The sequence below is a fragment of the Devosia sp. genome (assembly GCF_030689745.1).
In the GTDB taxonomy this organism is placed as follows: Bacteria; Pseudomonadota; Alphaproteobacteria; order Rhizobiales; family Devosiaceae; genus Devosia; species Devosia alba.
On record NZ_JAUYGL010000131.1, the window covers coordinates 22,294 to 39,426 of the forward strand.

The window sequence follows — 17,133 nt, forward strand, 5'->3', positions numbered from 1 at the left end:
CTATGACCGATATCAAGTTCGCCGCCATCGGCATCAACCACAGCCACATCTATGGCCAGGTAGAGTGCCTCAAGCGCGCCGGTGCCCAGTTTGTTGCTTTCCACGCCGTGGAAGACGATCTGGCCGCCGCCTTCGCTGAAAAATTCCCCGAAGCCCGGCGCGTGGCCGAGGCCCGGGAAATTCTCGAAGACCCCTCCATTGCGGTCATTACCACGGCCGCCATTCCGGCTGACCGGGCGGCCATTTCGATTGCGGCCATGCAGCACGGCAAGGATGTGCTCTCGGACAAGCCGGGCATGACCACTTTCGCCCAGCTCGAAGAGATCAAGCGGGTGCAGGCCGAGACCGGCCGCATCTATGCCGTGCTGTATTCCGAGCACTTTGAGGTCAAGGCCACCGTCGAGGCGGGCAATCTGATCGCCCAGGGTGCCATCGGCAAGGTGATCAACACGGTCGGCCTGGGGCCGCACGCCCTCAACAACAATCCGCGTCCCGACTGGTTCTTCGAACGCGCCCGCTATGGCGGCATTCTGTGCGATATCGGCGCCCATCAGTTTGAACAGTTCCTGTTCTTTTCGGGCGCCATGGATGCCGAAATCGTTTCGGCCAATGTGGCCAACCGCGCCAATCCGCACCGTCCAGGCCTGCAGGATGTTGGCGATGTCAGCGTCAGGACGCCCGACACCACCGGCTATATCCGGGTCGACTGGTTCACCCCCAAGGGTCTGCCGACCTGGGGCGATGGCCGTCTGACCATTCTGGGCACTGAAGGCTATATCGAGCTGCGCAAATATATCGACATCGCCGGCCGCGCCGGCGACAATCACCTGTTTATCGTCAATGCCGAAGGGCCGCGCCATATCGACTGCTCCAGTGTCGAGCTGCCCTTTGGGCGCCAGTTCCTCTATGACGTTCGCAATCGCACCGAAACGGCCATGCCGCAGGAGCGGTGCTTCAATGCCATGAAGCTGGCGCTGACCGCCCAGCAAATGGCCGAGCGCGGCACGGAGTGGGCACAATGAGCCAGACCTTCAATGTCGCCGTAATCGGCGCCGGCATCGGCCGCAGCCATATCGTCGAGGGCTATCTGCCCAATGCCGGCAAGTTCAAGGTAATGGTCCTGTGCGATCTGAACGAAGACCGCATGACCAGTGTCGCCGATGAATTCGGCATCGAGCGCCGCGTCGCCGATTTTGACGCCGTTCTGGCGATGGACGATATCGACATTATCGACATCTGCACCCCGCCCATGCTGCACCATCCCATGGTGCTGGCCGCGCTCAAGGCCGGCAAGCACGTCATCTGCGAAAAGCCACTGGTCGGCTCGCTCGCCCAGGTTGATGAAGTCATGGCCCAGGAGAAGCTCTCCAAGGGCAAGCTGATGCCGGTGTTCCAGTATCGCTTCGGCGATGGCATAGAGCAGGCCAAGGCCATCATTGATGCCGGCCTGGCCGGCAAGGCCTTTAGCGGTACGGTGGAAACCTTCTGGCGCCGCGATGCCGATTATTACGCCGTGCCGTGGCGCGGCAAATGGGCCAGCGAACTCGGCGGCGTGCTGATGGGCCACGCCATCCACCCGCACGATCTGTTCACCTATCTGATGGGCGATATCGCCAGGGTCTTCGGTCGCGTCGCCACCCGGGTCAATCCGATCGAGGTCGAAGACACCATCTCGGCCTCGCTGCTGATGCAGAGCGGTGCCCTGGCCAGCCTGACCGCCACGCTTGGGGCGGCCGATGATACCACCCGCATCCGGCTGGCCTTTGAAAACGTCACCTTCGAGAGCGACCACGCCGCCTATAATCCCGGCGAGAAGCTGTGGAACATCCAGCCGCGCAACGACCAGACCAAGGTCAAGATCGATGCCCTGCTGGCCAATTGGCAGCATGTGCCATCGCGTTTCCAGACCCAGATGGAGCGGTTCCACGCTGCGCTGATCGGCGCCGCACCACTGCCAGTGACCAGCGCCGATTCGCGCCGGTCGCTTGAACTGGTCACCGCCTTCTATCATTCGTCGTCGACCGGCGAGGACGTTGCCCTGCCGCTCGGCCCCGGCCATCCGCTATATCAGAGCTGGGTCCCAGCCTCGTTCCGGACCGCTTAGGAGTTCGCCATGTCGACCAACATCGAGTTGAGCCGTATCGTCAAAGCCTATGGCGACGTGAGCGTCATTCACGGCATTGATCTGACCATCAACCCCGGTGAATTCACGGTGTTTGTCGGACCTTCGGGCTGCGGCAAGTCCACCCTGCTGCGCATGATTGCCGGGCTGGAGCCGATCACCGGTGGTGATCTGCTGATCGATGGCGAACGCATGAACGATGTGCCCGCAGCCCGGCGTGGCATCGCCATGGTGTTTCAGAGCTATGCGCTCTATCCGCATATGAGCGTCTATCAGAACCTGGCCTTCGGGCTGGAAACTGCCAAAATGCCCAAGGCCGAGATTGCCGAGCGTGTCGCCAAGGCGGCCGAGATTCTCAAGATCGAACCACTGCTCACCCGCAAGCCCAAGCAGCTTTCGGGCGGCCAGCGCCAGCGCGTTGCCATTGGCCGCGCCATTGTGCGCGAGCCGCGCATCTTCCTGTTCGATGAACCGCTGAGCAATCTGGATGCGGAACTGCGCGTGCAGATGCGCGTCGAGATCGCCAAGCTGCACAATGATCTGGGCAATACCATGATCTATGTGACTCATGATCAGGTGGAAGCCATGACCATGGCCGACAAGATCGTGGTGCTGCGCGCCGGTGTCATTGAGCAGGTCGGCGCCCCGCTCGATCTGTACAACAACCCCAAGAACCTCTTCGTGGCCGGCTTTATCGGCTCGCCGAAGATGAACTTTCTGACGGCCAGCGCGACCGACACCACGCTCAACGTGGCCGGTGGCAGCCTGACGCTTGACCGCCCGGTTACCGGCGCCACGACGCTGGGTGTGCGTCCCGAGCATATTACCCTGACCCCGGGCAGCGGCGCCAAGCTGGCCGATGTGCGCGTCGATCTGGTGGAGAATCTCGGCGGCCAGACCGTGGTCTATGCCACCACCACTGACAACCAGCCCATCAATATCGTGCTGGAGGGCCAGAGCCCGGTGACCCTGGGTGAAAACGTCGCCGCCCATATCGATCCGGCCCGCCTGCATCTGTTCAATGCGGACGGCGACGCGATCTAGTCGAGCGGGCCCCCTGCTGGCCGGCACCAGGGGAAGCTGCCGGTCGCAGATTCCCCGGCTGGCTAGTCCTTGAGATTGTCCTCGACTTCGGTCATCGGCCGATCACCGCCCTTGGTCTGCTCTTCATGCCAGGTTCCGGTGCTGTCCTGGTATTCGATCGCCTCGCTGGCGCCACTGGCGCGCTGCCGCTCGGCTGCCGCTGCGGCAGCGTCATGGGCCTGCTGATGGGTTGGGAAGCTCTCCGAAAATACGTCGCCGACCTTGTAGGCATACCCGCCATCATGTTCGACGACCTCATAGGTCAAATGTGCCATGCTGATTCTCCTTGTGCGGGAGGCAACGCCAGATGCCGTGCCGAGGTTGCCTGGCTTGTAGTCTGGCCAGCGCACCTTACATGGCCAGCCAGCCAATAGGAGCCGTGCGTGCCATCACAAAGTCAGTCTGCCCGCGTCGCGCTCAAGCTCGATATCGTCCTTGTAGGGGCCGGGCAGGCGGGGCTGAGTGCCGCCTATCACCTCAAGCAACGGGGTCTGCTGCCGCGCCGCGATTTCCTCGTGCTCGATGCTGCCCCCCAGCCGGGTGGCGCCTGGCAATATCGCTGGCCTTCGCTGACCCTGTCCACCGTCAACCGGGTACATGACCTGCCCGGCATGAGCTTCGCCGCCAGCGCCGGCGGCGACGACAGCGTGCAAGCGGCGGTCGCCGTGCCGCAGTATTTCGCCGCCTATGAGGAGCAGTTCGAGCTGCAGGTGCTGCGACCGGCCACAGTCAGCGTGGTCTGCAATCGCGGTGAGCGCCTGCGCATCGAGAGCGATCGCGGCGTGTTTTCCGCCCGCGGCCTGATCAACGCCACCGGCACCTGGGAAAAGCCCTTCATCCCGCACTATCCCGGCGCCGAGAGCTTTGCCGGTCGCCAGTTGCATACCCGTGACTACAGGACCGCCGAAGAATTTGCCGGCCAGCACGTGCTGGTGGTTGGCGCCGGCATTTCGGCGATCCAGCTGCTCGATGAGATTTCCCGTGTGACCAGAACCAGCTGGGTCAGCCGCACGCCGCCGTGCTTTCGCGATGGCAGTTTCACCCCCGAAGACGGCCGCGCTGCCGTCAAACTGGTGGAAGATCGCGTCCGCCAGGGCCTGCCGCCCGGCTCGGTGGTCTCGGTCACCGGCCTGCCGCGCAGCCCGGCCATCATCGCCATGCAGCAGCGCGGCGTGCTCGATCACCAGCGGATGTTCACCGCTATCACACCGACCGGCGTGCGCTGGGAGGATGGCCGCGAACTTGCGGTCGATGTCATCCTGTGGTGCACCGGCTTTCGCAGCGCGCTCGACCACCTGGCACCGCTGCAATTGCGTGAGCCTTCGGGCGGTATCACCATGACCGGCCGCCTGGCCACGCAGGTGGCGCGCGACCCCCGCATTCATCTGGTCGGCTACGGCCCCTCGGCCTCCACCATCGGGGCCAACCGTGCCGGCGCCGCAGCGGCGACAGAACTGCTCGAGCATTTGCGCTGAGGGAGGTCGGCATCGGGCGCTGGCCAATGACGCGCACGGCAAAACGGTCGAAAACCCATGCTGCAAGCCCTTCCCCACCGCCCCATTAGGGCTTTGTTAACCACGGCGGCAGTTGATGGACCACAGGGATCGTCCCTGATTTGGAGAGACCACAATGGGGCACACCGGCGCGCATATTATTGCCGTGGGCAATGAAAAGGGTGGCTCGGGCAAGTCGACCACCGCCTTGCACCTGGCCGTCTATCTGCTGCATCAGGGCCATCGTGTCGCCACCGTCGACGTCGACAGCCGGCAGCAGACCCTGACGCGCTATGTCCGCAACCGTCGCGCGACGCTCGAGACCACTGGCCGCACCGTGCCGATGCCCCGGCACGTGCACCTGCCCACTGCCTGGGGCGATTCGATCCGCGAAAACCAGCGCACCGAACTCGATATTTTCACCAAGGCGATGACGGAATTGCGCGGTGAGGTCGACTATATCGTCATTGACACCCCCGGCTTTGATGGCAATCTGGCGCGCCTCGCCCATGGCGTCGCCGACACGCTGATCACCCCGATCAATGACAGCATGATCGATCTCGACGTGCTCGCCCGCATCGATGTCAGCACCGGCGAGCCGATCGAAACCAGCCCCTATTCGCGCAATGTGCAGCGCGCCCGGGCCGAGCGCCTGGCCAGCACCGGCCAGGGCACCGACTGGGTGCTGGTGCGCAACCGTATTGCCAATCTGGGGTCGCGCAATGCCAGCCAGGTGCAGAGCACCATCGAGCGCGTGGCGGCCCGGCTGGGCTGCCGCGTCGCGGACGGCATTGCCGAGCGGGTAATCTTCCGCTCGCTGTTTCCCGTGGGTATGACGGTGTTCGATCCGCTCGACGCCGATCTGCTCGGCGGCGCTCCATCGATGTCGCATGTAAATGCGCGTCAGGAATATCGCAGCCTGGTCGCCGCCCTGCGCCTGCCAAGGCCATCCAGCGCCCTGTCCGAGCCGCTGCGCCGCTCGGCCTAGCGCCCAAAGGCCCGGACCTGAAAAACGAAAGGCCGGACATTGCTGTCCGGCCTTTTCATTGTGTCTTCTCCTGCGAGAGAGAAGATTGGAGCGGGCGATGGGATTCGAACCCACGACCCTAACCTTGGCAAGGTTATGCTCTACCCCTGAGCTACACCCGCACTCCATTGTCTGCGACTGGTCTTGTTCGCCGCCGACGCGGGCCTATATGCCTAAACACCAGCCCGATTGCAACCCACATTTTGACCGTCGCGTGATCTTCGCGTCGCCTTGTGGATTGGGGGGCTTGTCACATCACGGTTCGCGGGCGCAAGAAGGGCCCAGAACTTTCAGATTTCGCCTAGCTGCAAGGGCCTTTTATCATGTCCACCCCGATCCTCGACCTCACTGCCGCTCCCGCCAATGTTCCGCCCGCCGGCGCCCTGATCAAGGAATCCAGCGACGCCGCATTCAAGGTTGACGTGATTGACGCCTCGGCTGACCAGCCCGTGCTGGTCGATTTCTGGGCCCCCTGGTGCGGCCCCTGTCGCCAGCTCACGCCAGCGCTGGAAAAAGTGGTCAATGAGAAGGCCGGCGCGATCAAGCTGATCAAGATCAATATCGACGAGCATCCCCAGATTGCCGGGCAGCTGGGTGTGCAGTCGATTCCCGCCGTGTTTGCCTTTGCTGGTGGGCGTCCGGTCGACGGCTTTATGGGCGCCATGCCGGAAGCCGAAATCCGCCGCTTTGCCGACAAGGTGATTGCCGCCGCGCCAGCCCCTCAGCCGGGGGCGGGATCATTCGAAGCCCAGATCGCTGACGCCATCGAGGCGGCCGAGGCGGCGTTGCTGGCGGGCGACCTCGGCACCGCTGCGCAATTGTTTGGCACGGTCGTGCAACACCAGCCTGAAAACGCCGCCGCTCTGGTCGGCCTCGCCCAGGTCTATCTGGCCACTGACGAAACCGAGCAGGCGCAGGCGACGCTGGATCTGGTGCCCGAAGCCGAGCGCAAGGGTGAGGCCTATGTCAGCGCCATCAATTCCATCCGCCTCAAGGCCGAAGCAGCCAATCTCGGTGACATCAGCGCACTCGAAGCGGCGCTCGCCAGCAATCCCGATGACCATCAGGCGCGCTTTGATCTGGCGCTGGCCCTCAATGGCCATGACAAGCGCCTCGAGGCGGCCGAAGCGCTGGTCGCCATCGTCAAGCGCGATCGCAGCTGGAACGAGGATGGCGCCCGCGCCAAGCTGCTGGAATTTTTTGATGCCTGGGGCCCCAAGGACCCCGCAACGGCCAAGGGTCGCCGCCTGTTGTCGGCGGCGCTGTTCTCCTAGGAGCAACCGCATCGATGCTCAAGCGCCCCGCCCAGCCCGCCGATCTGCCCAAATCAGTGCCGCTGTTCCCGCTTTCGGGAGCGCTGTTGCTGCCGTTCTCGCACCGGCCGCTCAATGTCTTTGAGCCGCGCTATATCGAGATGGTGGACGCGGCGCTGCGCGGCGATCGCCTGATTGGCCTGATCCAGCCCGAAGACACCACCGAGGAAAGCCCGCGCGGTCGCGATCCGCTGCAGGCCATTGGCTGTCTGGGCCGCATCACCCATTTCGAGGAGAGCGGGGAGGGCCGCTATTTCATCATTCTCGAAGGCGTGACGCGATTCCGCCTCGCCCATGAGCTAACCGTGCTGACGCCCTATCGTCAGGGCGTTGTTGACGCCACCGATTTTGCCAGCGATTTCACCCGCAATTTTGGCGAGGAGGCGGTGGACCGGGAGCGTTTCGTCAGGCTGATGCGCGACTATGCCGACTTCGCCAATATCGAGCTGAACTGGGAGGAGATCGAGCGCACCGGCACCGCCGACCTGGTCAATTTCTGCTGCATGGTCGGGCCCTATGATGCAGCCGACAAGCAGCTCCTGCTCGAAGCCCCCACGCTCGAACAACGCGCCGAAACCCTGATCGCCATGACCGAATATGAAATGGCGCGCGGCAGCGGCGGCAGCGCCCCCTCGCTCAACTGATGGCCACGTCCCCGGTCGATCCGCGCTATGTGCTCGATATCAAGACCCTTGAAATGCTGGTCTGTCCGCTGACCAAGACCCGGTTGGTCCTGTCGGCGGATCGTCAGGAACTGGTTTCGGTGGCAGCGCGCCTGGCGTTTCCCATCGTCAGCGGCGTGCCGCTGCTCAGCCTCGACGAGGCGCGCCAGGTCGACCCCGATTCGCTGCGGCGCCTGCCCAACCTTGATGACGGCAATTATGGCCGCTGAGAGCGATCTGGCCCGTCTGCTGGCCGGGCTCACCCCGGTGCTCGACATCCATCCGTACGGCTTCGCCCTGCTGCCGCATGGTCAGGCCCTGCCCGCCGGACTGGAGCCCTTCGGGTTACTGCGCGAGGCCGAGGGGCTGACCGTCATCGCCATGCTTGATGACCTGGCCGCTGCCGGTATCGCCGCAGAAGGTCGTTGGGCGCGCATCACCATGATGGTGCATTCCGCGCTTGAGGCGGTCGGCATGACCGCAGCCATGGCCACTGCGCTGACCCAAGCCGGCATCAGCGCCAATGTCGTGGCCGCCTACCACCACGATCATGTCTTTGTGCCCTGGGATCGCCGCGACGAGGCGGTCGCCGTCTTGCGTGCCCTCGGCTAGAGCGGCAGCCCGCTCAACAGTCTGGGCCCGCCTGACGACACCCCAGCAGCCGTGCGGATCAGCGCCGATTTGACCGGCCCGGCCCGATCCACCAGCCCCAGCCCGAAGTCACGCAGGGCGCGGACCGGCGCCACATCATTGGAAAACAGCCGGTTGAGCCCGTCGGTCATTGCCGCCATGCCCGCAGTGTCGAGCCGGCGCCAGCTCTGATAGTGCTCCAGCACATCGTCGCTGCCATGATCGAGCCCCAGCCGCACCGCTTCAATGACCACCTCGGCCAGCGCCGCCACATCCTTGAGTCCAAGATTGAGCCCCTGACCGGCAATCGGGTGCACCACATGGGCGGCATCACCCACCAGCGCCAGCCGCGGCGCGATAAAACTGCGCGCAATCTGCAGGCGCAGCGGAAACCCCATCAGCTTTTCTTCCACCGTGACCGCGCCCAGCGTGGCGCCCATCACCGCCTCGATCTCTGCCGCCAGCGCCACTGGATCGAGGTCCAGACAGTGCCCGGCTGCGTCGCTGCGTTCGGTCCATACCAGCGAGGAGCGGTTGCCGGGCAGCGGCAGGCTGGCGAAGGGGCCGGCCGGCCGGAAATGCTCATAGGCGACGCCGTCATGGGGCAGGGCGTGGGCAATGGTGGTCACCAGCCCGGTCTGGCCATAATCATGTCCGGTCACGCCAATCCCGGCCATGCCGCGCAAGGCCGACTGGCTGCCATCGGCCGCCACCAGCAGCGGCGCCCGCAACACCCGGCCACCGGCCAGCGACAATGCCGCCAGATCGCCCGTTACCGCGTAACCGGTGACCTGGGCCGGCGCGATGATGCTGGCAGCATCGCCCAGCGCCTCCATCAGCGCCGACGTGCTGACCCGGTTCGGCACCATATGGGCAAAGGCCTCGCCGGGCGCCAGATCGCCATCAAAGCTGAGGAACAGTGGCCGCGAAATATCACCCTCGCCCGAATCGGTGATGCGCATGGCGCTGATGGGTTGCGCTTCCGCCAGCATGGCAGGCCACACCCCCAGCGCCTCAAACACCCGCCGCACCCCGGCCGCGATGGCCGAGGCGCGGTTGTCGCGCGGCACCGTCAGCGGCCGCCGATCCACCAGCGCCACGCGGATGCCGCGGGCCGCCTGGGTCAGCGCCAGCGCCAGCGTCAGCCCGACGGGGCCACCACCCACGATGATGACGTCAAAATGATCCTGATCCTGCATCTCGGCCTCCGTCTGCTGCCCCAGATCTCTACGCCCGTCCCGGCACGCTGCCAAGCTGCCCATCTGTTAGGCACAAAAATCCAAAATGCCAATCTATTGTGCATCGATCAATCTCAGTGCGTGAATAGCCGGGGCAGAAAGGCAGTCTTCCGGCAATTTTCTGCAAATATTTCAGTCGTCTAGAGATTGTGTCCCAATTCTGGCACGGCTCTTGAGTCTAGACTGACGTAAAGACATTGCAGCGCTGCGGGAGATTACATGAAGCTGATTGTTGCGATCATCAAGCCATCACGTCTCGAAGAGGTCCGCCAGGCCCTCAATTCACTGGACGTCCACGGCATGACTGTCACCGAGGTCAAGGGTTACGGACGCCAGAAGGGCCATTCCGAAATCTACCGAGGCACGGAATACGCGGTTCATTTCCTGCCCAAGCTCAAGGTGGAAATCGCCGTCGATGATGCGGTCGCCGATCCGGTGACCAATGCCATCCGCGACAGCGCCCAGACCGGGCGCATAGGCGATGGCAAGATCTTCGTGCTCGACCTTTTGGCCATTACGCGCATCCGCACCGGTGAAACCGGTCCGGCCGCGCTTTAACCGACATCTCCGGAGAACAAGAACAATGACAGGTCAGAAAACATCGCGGCGCCTGCTGGGGGGCATAGCCCTGGCGGGCCTGCTGCTCACTCTTCCCGCCCTGGGTCAGGATGCCGCACCTGCGGAAGCTGCCGAGGCCGCGGCGACGGTCAGCGAGGGCGTCTCGGCCGACGTCGTCTTCATCCTCAATTCGCTGTTAATGGTGCTCGGGGGCATCCTGGTATTCTTCATGGCGGCGGGTTTCGCCATGGTCGAAGCGGGCATGGTGCGCACCAAGAACGTCTCGATGCAGCTGCTCAAGAACATCTCGCTGTTTGGCGTCGCCTGCCTGATGTATTACCTGATCGGCTACAACCTGATGTACCCGCTGGGCAATTGGATCATGGGTGCTGACGAGACCGGCGGCTATCTGGGCGCCTTCGGCATTGCCGTGCTCGAAGCGGTTGGCGTGACTGCCGATACGGCCGATGACTTCTCCTATGCTGCCACCAGCGCCGACTTCTTCTTTCAGGTCATGTTCTGCGCCACCGCCGCCTCGATCGTCTCGGGCACCTTGGCCGAGCGTATCAAGTTGGTGCCCTTCCTGCTCTTCACCGTCGTGCTGACCGGCCTGATCTACCCCATTGCCGGCTCCTGGAAATGGGGCGGCGGTTTCCTCGACAGCCAGTTCGGCTTCCTCGACTTTGCCGGTTCCACGGTGGTGCACTCGGTCGGTGGCTGGGCTGCATTGGCCGGCGCCATTCTGCTCGGCGCGCGTCGCGGCAAGTTCAATGCCGACGGCACGGTCAATGCCATGCCCGGTTCGTCCATGCCGCTGGCGACGCTGGGCATGTTCATCCTCTGGCTCGGCTGGTTCGGCTTTAACGGGGCCTCCCAGCTCGCCATGGGTTCGGTGAACGACATTGCCGCGGTCGGTCGCATCATGGCCAATACCAATGCCGGCGCCGTCGGCGGGGCCTTGGCTGCTCTGGTGCTTTCAGGCCTTCTCTACAAGAAGTTCGACCTGACCTTTGTCATCAACGGGGCGCTTGCCGGCCTGGTGGCGGTCACCGCTGAACCCCTCACGCCCGGCCTGGGCACGGCGTCGCTGATCGGCGCGGTGGGCGGCATCATCGTCGTGCTGGGTGTGCCCATGCTCGACCGGCTCAAGATCGACGACGTGGTTGGCGCCATCCCGGTCCACCTGCTCGCCGGCATCTGGGGCACCATTGCCGTGGTCTTCACCAATCCGGACGCCAATCTGGGCGGTCAGCTGATCTCCATCATCATCGTCGGTGTCTTCACCTTCGTGGTGAGCTTTGCGGTCTGGTTCATCCTCAAGGCGACCATGGGCCTGCGCCCCACGGCCGAAGACGAGGATGCGGGCCTGGATGTCGCCGAAATCGGCATCGAGGCCTATCCCGAGTTCAGGTAACTCATGCGAAGGCCGGGTCCGCCCGGCCTTCTACCTGCCCTGGCACGGGCTTGTCCAAAGTCCGGCGCCAGCCTCGTCTGAACCCGATGTTCCCCGCGCCAACGGCGGCGGGCCAGCGACGATGCGCCACAGAAATGTGCAAATCCGGTGCCTTTCTGCCCAAATTTTAGGCAGAATGCGAAAGCCTGCGCCGGAAAACGCAGACAACATATCCTAACACCATGAAGATGCAGGGTTTTGCCCGCGATCACGCACTTGGCACGGCGCTTGAGTCTATGAAGCCATTCCAGACCAAGCACTAAGTTGCAAAAGGGGGCAAACGTGAAACTGGTTATCGCCATTATCAAGCCATCGCGTCTCGAAGAGGTTCGTCAGGCACTCACCGCGCTCGACGTACACGGCATGACCGTGACCGAAGTGAAGGGTTTCGGCCGCCAGAAGGGGCACTCGGAAATTTACCGCGGCACCGAATATGCGGTGCACTTCCTGCCCAAGCTCAAGCTTGAGATCGCCGTCGATGACACCATTGCCGACGAAGTTGTCAACGCCATCCGCGACAGCGCCCAGACTGGCCGCATCGGCGATGGCAAGATTTTCGTGCTCGAGCTGCTGGCTATCACCCGCATTCGCACCGGTGAAACCGGCGCGGCCGCCCTTTGAGCCTCATTGGAGATACCAAGATGAAGACGACAAAACTCTTCGGGGGCGCTGCACTGGCCTCCCTTCTGCTGGCCCTGCCGGCCTTTGCCCAGGACGCCGCCGCGCCGGCGGCTGAAGCGGTCGCTGTGGTCGACAAGGGCGACGTGGCCTGGATGCTGGTCTCGACCATGGTCGTGATCGTCATGACGGTGCCGGGTCTGGCCCTGTTCTATGGCGGCCTGGTGCGCGCCAAGAATATCCTGTCGGTGCTCACCCAGGTGTTCCTCGGCTTTTCGATGATTTCCATCCTTTGGGTCGCCTATGGCTACTCGCTGGCCTTTGCTGGCCCCACCGAAGGCGGTCTGTCGGCGTTTTTCGGGGATTTTTCCAAGTTCTTCCTGTCGGGCGTTACTCTGGACTCACGGGCGGCAACCTTCTCGGCCGGCTTTGAGCTGCCCGAACTGGTGTTCGTGGCCTTCCAGATGACCTTTGCCTGCATCACCTCCACCCTGATTGTCGGCGCCATCGCCGAGCGCATGAAGTTTGGCGCCCTGATGGCATTCCTCGCGATCTGGTTCACCTTCTCCTATGTCCCCATGGCCCACATGGTCTGGTCGGGTCCCGGCCTGCTGTTTGGTCTGGGCGCCTATGACTTTGCCGGTGGCACGGTGGTGCACATCAATTCCGGTGTCGCCGCGCTCGTCGCCGCCATCGTGCTTGGCCCCCGTCTGGGCTACATGAAGGAGCCGATTGCGCCCCACAATCTGGTCTGGACCTATGCCGGTGTCGGCCTGCTTTGGTTCGGCTGGTTTGGCTTTAATGCCGGCTCGAATCTGGAAGCCAATGCGCTGACCGCCGTGGCGCTGATCAACACCGTGCTCGCACCCGCTGCCGGCGCGCTGGCCTGGGCCCTGGCCGAACGCACCACCCGCGGTCACGCCTCTGCTCTTGGTGCCGTCTCGGGCGCCGTTGCTGGTCTGGTGGCAATCACTCCCGCCGCCGGCTTTGCCGGGGTCGGTGGCGCCATTGCGCTCGGTGGCGTGGCCGGCATCGTCTGCCTGTGGGCCGTGGTCAACCTCAAGCCCATGCTGAAATATGACGATAGCCTTGACGTGTTTGGCATCCATGGCGTGGGCGGCATTGTCGGCGCGCTGGGCACCGCTATTGTCGCGGCCCCCGCTATGGGCGGCTATCCGCTCGGCGAAGCGGCAGACTACTCCATCGTCAACCAGTTCGTGATCCAGCTGACGGCTGTCGGTGTCGCCATTGTCTGGTCCGGTGTGGTGGCGTTGGTGGCCATGCTGATCGTCAAGGCGATTTTTGGTGGCCTGCGGGTTCCCGAATCGGCCGAAAGCGATGGGCTTGATCTGTCCAGCCATGGTGAGCGCGCCTACAACTAGCCTTGCTGATCCCGGCGGCACATCGCCGCCGGGGTCGTTGGCTCAATCACCCAAAACCAAAAAGCCCGCGGCTATCGTGGGCTTTTTTGCTGTCGGGCGATGACTTTTGCGGGTGCCTGCCGCGATGGTTAGCCTTGGGTTAACCCGACCCCACTAGCATGGCACTGATTGGGCCCGGACCGTTCCGGGCCGCTCCGGACACGCCCATGCCCAGCTCTCCTTCGCCCGTACTCGACGAAATCCGCTCCGTGCCGCAACGTGGCACCCGTGCTTCGACCAAGCCATTGCCCACGCCACCCCCGGCGCTGGCGATCCGCATTCCCGTGCGCCTCGCCGGTCTGCTGCTGCTGGCCGTGGTGGCGATCTGTCTGGCTGCGCTGGCGTCCTGGTCGGTCGATGACCCCAGCTTCACCTATGCCACGCTCAAGCCGGCCGCCAATTGGCTGGGCTTTCCCGGCGCCGTGATCGCCGACACGCTGTTTCAGGTGTTTGGTCTGGCCGCCTTGCTGATGCTGGTGCCGCCGGCCCTGTGGGGCTGGAACTTCGCGCGGCGGCGCATGCCCAGCCATATGGGTCTGCGCCTGCTGGGCTGGATCGGCGCCACCCTGCTGGGCGCAGGCGTGCTGGCCTTTGTCGTCATGCCGGCCACCTGGCCGCTGCCAACCGGCCTGGGCGGGCTGGTCGGCACCGGTTTTACCAATCTTGCCGCGCTGGTGACCGGCGCGCAGCCGCAGGCGGTAACGACCGTTCTGTTTGCCATCATCATTGCCGTGCCGGCTCTGGCCCTGTTCTGGATCGCCATGGGTCTGGGGACCTCCGTGCCGACCGGCCCGCGCAAAACTGCGGCCGCCGGTGCCACTCGCAAGGGCGCCGCCGCCGCCCAGGCCGATGAGCCAGAGACCAACCCCATTGTCGATATCGCGCTGGGTGCGGTGGTACATGTGGGCTATTCGCTGCGCACCGCCTATCGCCGCGCCCGCCAGAGCCATGCCGAACGCCAGGCGGCCGACGCCGCCAGCTGGCGCGAGGAAGAGGTCGAACCCAGCCTGGATGGCCGCGCTCCCGATCAGTACGCGCCGACGGTGGCGTCAGCCCCGCGCCGCATCCACGCGCCAGCGCCAGTGGAACCCGCTTTTGCCGCCCCTTTCAGTGCCGAGGCCGCCCCGCAAATGGCATCCGACACCTCGGCGCGCATCAATGCCCGTCCGAGCTACGACGACACCGAACTCGACTATCCCGACGAGGTCGATGACGACATTCCCTTCATCGCGGACGCCCCGTCAGCGCCTGCCGCCAGCCACCATCAGCGCGGCGATTCACGCTTCCATCCGGTCGATCCGGCCAAGCCGCGGGTCGCTGCCCCGGCCCCCCGGCCGCAGCCAGGCAGCCGCATGCTGCGCGAAGCCCAGAGCTCGTTTCTGGACGAGCCCGGTGGCTTCGAGCTGCCCGCGCTCAACCTGCTCGCCGAACCCAAGCACAAGGGCCCTTCGCCCGAACATGCGCCCGAGCGGCTCGAAGCCATGGCGCGCCAGCTTGAGGGTGTGCTGGAAGATTTTGGCGTCAAGGGCGACATCATCAATGTCCGCCCCGGCCCCGTCGTCACCCTGTTTGAACTCGAGCCCGCCCCGGGGATCAAATCGTCACGGGTCATCTCCCTGGCCGACGATATTGCCCGCTCGATGAGCGCCATCTCCGCCCGCGTGGCGGTGGTGCCCGGCCGCAATGCCATCGGCATCGAACTGCCCAACCAGAACCGCGAAACCGTGTATTTCCGCGAAATGCTGGCCAGCTCCGATTTTGAAAAGATGAAGGGCAAGCTGCCCATCTGCCTCGGCAAGACCATTGGTGGCGAGCCGGTGATTGCCGATCTCGCCCGCATGCCGCATCTGCTGATCGCCGGTACCACCGGTTCGGGCAAGTCGGTGGGTATCAACACCTTCATCCTCAGCCTGCTCTACCAGATGACGCCCCAGCAGTGCCGCATGATCATGATCGATCCCAAAATGCTCGAACTGAGCATTTATGACGGCATTCCCCATCTGCTGACCCCCGTCGTCACCGACCCGCAAAAGGCCGTGGTGGCGCTCAAATGGGCCGTGCGCGAGATGGAAGACCGCTATCGCAAGATGAGCAAGATCGGCGTGCGCAATATTGACGGCTTCAACCAGCGCGTCAGTGAGGCGGCGACCGAAGGCAAGATCATCAGCCGCACGGTGCAGACCGGGTTTGACCGCGAAACCGGCGAAGCCATCTTTGAGACTGAGGAATTTCAGCTCGAAGTCCTGCCCTATATCGTGGTCGTGGTCGACGAGATGGCCGATCTGATGATGGTGGCCGGCAAGGACATTGAAGGCGCCATCCAGCGCCTGGCCCAGATGGCGCGTGCCGCCGGCATCCACATCATCACCGCCACCCAGCGCCCTTCGGTGGACGTCATCACCGGCACCATCAAGGCCAACTTCCCCACCCGCATCTCGTTCATGGTCACCTCCAAGATCGATTCGCGCACCATTCTGGGCGAGCAGGGCGGCGAGCAGCTCTTGGGCATGGGCGACATGCTGTTCATGGCCGGTGGCGGGCGCATCCAGCGCGTGCACGGGCCGTTCGTCTCCGACAAGGAGGTCGAGGACATCGTCTCCCATCTCAAGACCCAGGGCGTGCCCGAGTATCTGGATTCCATCACCGAGGATGATGACGAGATCGACACCGGCGGCGGTCCGGCGGGGACCTCCAATCTGGCGGAGTCGGACGATCCCTATGATCAGGCGGTGGCGATCGTGCTGCGCGACGGCAAGGCTTCGACCTCCTATATCCAGCGCCGGCTCGGGATCGGCTACAACCGGGCCGCCTCGCTGATCGAGCGCATGGAAAACGAAGGCGTCATCAGCGCGGCCAATCATGCCGGCAAGCGGGAAATCCTGGTGCCGACGGAAGACGATATCGATCCCAGGTAGCCGCGAAGGCCAGAAGCCTCAGCGTCACACTGGCGCCGCAGTCTTGCGCGACATGACGGTTGAAACGAAACGGAGACAGCAATGTCGAAACAGACCACTTCCACCATGACGGAACGGCATGATCCCGCGCGCCGGGCGCTCCTGGGCACAGGTTTGGGTCTGGGACTGACGCTGATGGCCGCCGCTGCCGGCCTTCTGGCCTTTCCCGGCGGCGCGCGCGCGTCCGACGCGGCGCAAAGGCTTGCCGATCATTTTTCCGCGGTCAAGACCATGACCGGCGAGTTCATTCAGTTCGGCCCGAATGGCGAACAGACCGGCGGCAAGTTCTTCATCGACCGCCCCGGCAAGCTGCGCTTCAACTACGAGGATCCGTCTCCGATCCGGGTCATCGCCGACGGCAAGGCCGTGGTCATCGGCAATCGCAAGCTCAAGACCTGGGATCTCTATCCGCTCGACAAGACACCGTTGAAACTGCTTCTGTCAGAGCGGATCGACCTCTCCGCCGACACCGTGCAGTCGGTCAAGGAAGACCCGGACCTGACGACGATCGTTCTCGGCAACAAATCGATCTTTGGCGATTCGACCATCAGCCTGATGTTC

The 17,133-nt window shown here is 63.9% G+C and carries 17 protein-coding genes and 1 tRNA gene; 15 read left to right on the top strand and 3 right to left on the bottom strand.

Features of this window, described 5'->3' with window-relative positions:
- The first annotated feature begins 2 nt into the window (after positions 1-2).
- Genes Q8O80_RS11470 through Q8O80_RS11480 form a run of 3 tightly spaced genes read left to right on the top strand, consistent with a single transcriptional unit; the run spans position 3 to position 3,166 of the window.
- Entirely contained in the window at positions 3-1,022 is a 1,020-nt protein-coding gene (locus Q8O80_RS11470; protein ID WP_305579592.1) for a Gfo/Idh/MocA family protein, read from the top strand.
- Positions 1,019-2,104: a Gfo/Idh/MocA family protein gene (locus tag Q8O80_RS11475; RefSeq protein WP_305579593.1), complete on the top strand. Its 1,086-nt coding sequence runs from the start codon at positions 1,019-1,021 to the stop codon at positions 2,102-2,104. The genes Q8O80_RS11470 and Q8O80_RS11475 overlap by 4 nt, the downstream gene beginning before the upstream one ends.
- Positions 2,105-2,113: 9 nt before the next feature.
- Positions 2,114-3,166: an ABC transporter ATP-binding protein gene (locus Q8O80_RS11480; protein ID WP_305579594.1), complete on the top strand. Its 1,053-nt coding sequence runs from the start codon at positions 2,114-2,116 to the stop codon at positions 3,164-3,166.
- A 62-nt stretch (positions 3,167-3,228) separates the two neighbouring features.
- On the opposite strand, the gene Q8O80_RS11485 is transcribed toward Q8O80_RS11480, so the two are convergent.
- On the bottom strand, positions 3,229-3,480 hold the full coding sequence (locus tag Q8O80_RS11485; RefSeq protein WP_305579595.1) for a DUF2188 domain-containing protein: 252 nt from the start codon (positions 3,478-3,480) through the stop codon (positions 3,229-3,231).
- Positions 3,481-3,588: 108 nt separating this feature from the next.
- Between Q8O80_RS11485 and Q8O80_RS11490 the strand changes: the two genes are divergently transcribed.
- Together Q8O80_RS11490 and Q8O80_RS11495 are read left to right on the top strand one after the other, a co-directional pair.
- Positions 3,589-4,680 (top strand): NAD(P)-binding domain-containing protein, encoded by a 1,092-nt coding sequence (locus Q8O80_RS11490; protein WP_305579596.1) that lies wholly within the window; start codon positions 3,589-3,591, stop codon positions 4,678-4,680.
- Between the two features lie 154 nt (positions 4,681-4,834).
- Positions 4,835-5,686, top strand: coding sequence for a division plane positioning ATPase MipZ (locus Q8O80_RS11495; RefSeq protein ID WP_305579597.1), 852 nt, complete (start codon positions 4,835-4,837; stop codon positions 5,684-5,686).
- Between the two features lie 86 nt (positions 5,687-5,772).
- On the opposite strand, the gene Q8O80_RS11500 is transcribed toward Q8O80_RS11495, so the two are convergent.
- Positions 5,773-5,847: transfer RNA gene (locus Q8O80_RS11500), tRNA-Gly, on the bottom strand.
- Positions 5,848-6,048: 201 nt separating this feature from the next.
- Between Q8O80_RS11500 and trxA the strand changes: the two genes are divergently transcribed.
- From trxA to Q8O80_RS11520, 4 genes are read left to right on the top strand one after another with little or no spacing between them, the layout of a single operon-like run.
- Entirely contained in the window at positions 6,049-6,999 is a 951-nt protein-coding gene (trxA, locus tag Q8O80_RS11505) for a thioredoxin (protein WP_305579598.1), read from the top strand.
- Between the two features lie 14 nt (positions 7,000-7,013).
- Positions 7,014-7,682, top strand: a complete 669-nt coding sequence (locus tag Q8O80_RS11510) for an LON peptidase substrate-binding domain-containing protein (RefSeq protein WP_305579599.1) — start codon at positions 7,014-7,016, stop codon at positions 7,680-7,682.
- Entirely contained in the window at positions 7,682-7,930 is a 249-nt protein-coding gene (locus tag Q8O80_RS11515; protein ID WP_305579600.1) for a Trm112 family protein, read from the top strand. The genes Q8O80_RS11510 and Q8O80_RS11515 overlap by 1 nt, the downstream gene beginning before the upstream one ends.
- The gene (locus tag Q8O80_RS11520) at positions 7,920-8,312 is read left to right on the top strand and encodes an ACT domain-containing protein (RefSeq protein ID WP_305579601.1); all 393 of its coding nucleotides are present in this window, start codon (positions 7,920-7,922) and stop codon (positions 8,310-8,312) included. Before Q8O80_RS11515 ends, Q8O80_RS11520 begins: the two co-directional genes overlap by 11 nt.
- On the opposite strand, the gene Q8O80_RS11525 is transcribed toward Q8O80_RS11520, so the two are convergent.
- On the bottom strand, positions 8,309-9,529 hold the full coding sequence (locus Q8O80_RS11525) for an FAD-dependent oxidoreductase (protein WP_305579602.1): 1,221 nt from the start codon (positions 9,527-9,529) through the stop codon (positions 8,309-8,311). The two genes, Q8O80_RS11520 and Q8O80_RS11525, sit on opposite strands and share 4 nt — an antisense overlap.
- Positions 9,530-9,787: 258 nt before the next feature.
- Here Q8O80_RS11525 and Q8O80_RS11530 point away from each other — a divergent pair, with 258 nt between their 5' ends.
- From Q8O80_RS11530 to Q8O80_RS11555, 6 genes are all read left to right on the top strand, one after another.
- Positions 9,788-10,126, top strand: a complete 339-nt coding sequence (locus Q8O80_RS11530) for a P-II family nitrogen regulator (protein ID WP_305579603.1) — start codon at positions 9,788-9,790, stop codon at positions 10,124-10,126.
- A 25-nt stretch (positions 10,127-10,151) separates the two neighbouring features.
- Positions 10,152-11,540, top strand: coding sequence for an ammonium transporter (locus Q8O80_RS11535; protein WP_305579604.1), 1,389 nt, complete (start codon positions 10,152-10,154; stop codon positions 11,538-11,540).
- Positions 11,541-11,861: 321 nt separating this feature from the next.
- Entirely contained in the window at positions 11,862-12,200 is a 339-nt protein-coding gene (locus Q8O80_RS11540) for a P-II family nitrogen regulator (RefSeq protein ID WP_305579605.1), read from the top strand.
- 20 nt (positions 12,201-12,220) lie between these two features.
- Positions 12,221-13,579, top strand: a complete 1,359-nt coding sequence (locus Q8O80_RS11545) for an ammonium transporter (RefSeq protein WP_305579606.1) — start codon at positions 12,221-12,223, stop codon at positions 13,577-13,579.
- Between the two features lie 206 nt (positions 13,580-13,785).
- Positions 13,786-16,533: a DNA translocase FtsK 4TM domain-containing protein gene (locus Q8O80_RS11550; protein WP_305579607.1), complete on the top strand. Its 2,748-nt coding sequence runs from the start codon at positions 13,786-13,788 to the stop codon at positions 16,531-16,533.
- Between the two features lie 174 nt (positions 16,534-16,707).
- Positions 16,708-17,133 (top strand): outer membrane lipoprotein carrier protein LolA (locus Q8O80_RS11555; protein ID WP_305579608.1); only part of this gene is annotated, 426 nt, incomplete at its 3' end.

What these genes read in the sequence shown, in the direction of transcription:
- Q8O80_RS11510 (WP_305579599.1), top strand. Translation starts at nt 7,014, where the DNA reads ATGCTCAAGCGCCCCGCCCAGCCCGCCGATCTGCCCAAATCAGTGCCG.
- Q8O80_RS11470 (WP_305579592.1), top strand. Translation starts at nt 3, where the DNA reads ATGACCGATATCAAGTTCGCCGCCATCGGCATCAACCACAGCCACATC.
- Q8O80_RS11475 (WP_305579593.1), top strand. Translation starts at nt 1,019, where the DNA reads ATGAGCCAGACCTTCAATGTCGCCGTAATCGGCGCCGGCATCGGCCGC.
- trxA (WP_305579598.1), top strand. Translation starts at nt 6,049, where the DNA reads ATGTCCACCCCGATCCTCGACCTCACTGCCGCTCCCGCCAATGTTCCG.
- Q8O80_RS11520 (WP_305579601.1), top strand. Translation starts at nt 7,920, where the DNA reads ATGGCCGCTGAGAGCGATCTGGCCCGTCTGCTGGCCGGGCTCACCCCG.
- Q8O80_RS11485 (WP_305579595.1), bottom strand. Translation starts at nt 3,480, where the DNA reads ATGGCACATTTGACCTATGAGGTCGTCGAACATGATGGCGGGTATGCC.
- Q8O80_RS11480 (WP_305579594.1), top strand. Translation starts at nt 2,114, where the DNA reads ATGTCGACCAACATCGAGTTGAGCCGTATCGTCAAAGCCTATGGCGAC.
- Q8O80_RS11535 (WP_305579604.1), top strand. Translation starts at nt 10,152, where the DNA reads ATGACAGGTCAGAAAACATCGCGGCGCCTGCTGGGGGGCATAGCCCTG.
- Q8O80_RS11545 (WP_305579606.1), top strand. Translation starts at nt 12,221, where the DNA reads ATGAAGACGACAAAACTCTTCGGGGGCGCTGCACTGGCCTCCCTTCTG.
- Q8O80_RS11495 (WP_305579597.1), top strand. Translation starts at nt 4,835, where the DNA reads ATGGGGCACACCGGCGCGCATATTATTGCCGTGGGCAATGAAAAGGGT.
- Q8O80_RS11550 (WP_305579607.1), top strand. Translation starts at nt 13,786, where the DNA reads ATGCCCAGCTCTCCTTCGCCCGTACTCGACGAAATCCGCTCCGTGCCG.
- Q8O80_RS11530 (WP_305579603.1), top strand. Translation starts at nt 9,788, where the DNA reads ATGAAGCTGATTGTTGCGATCATCAAGCCATCACGTCTCGAAGAGGTC.
- Q8O80_RS11525 (WP_305579602.1), bottom strand. Translation starts at nt 9,529, where the DNA reads ATGCAGGATCAGGATCATTTTGACGTCATCATCGTGGGTGGTGGCCCC.
- Q8O80_RS11515 (WP_305579600.1), top strand. Translation starts at nt 7,682, where the DNA reads ATGGCCACGTCCCCGGTCGATCCGCGCTATGTGCTCGATATCAAGACC.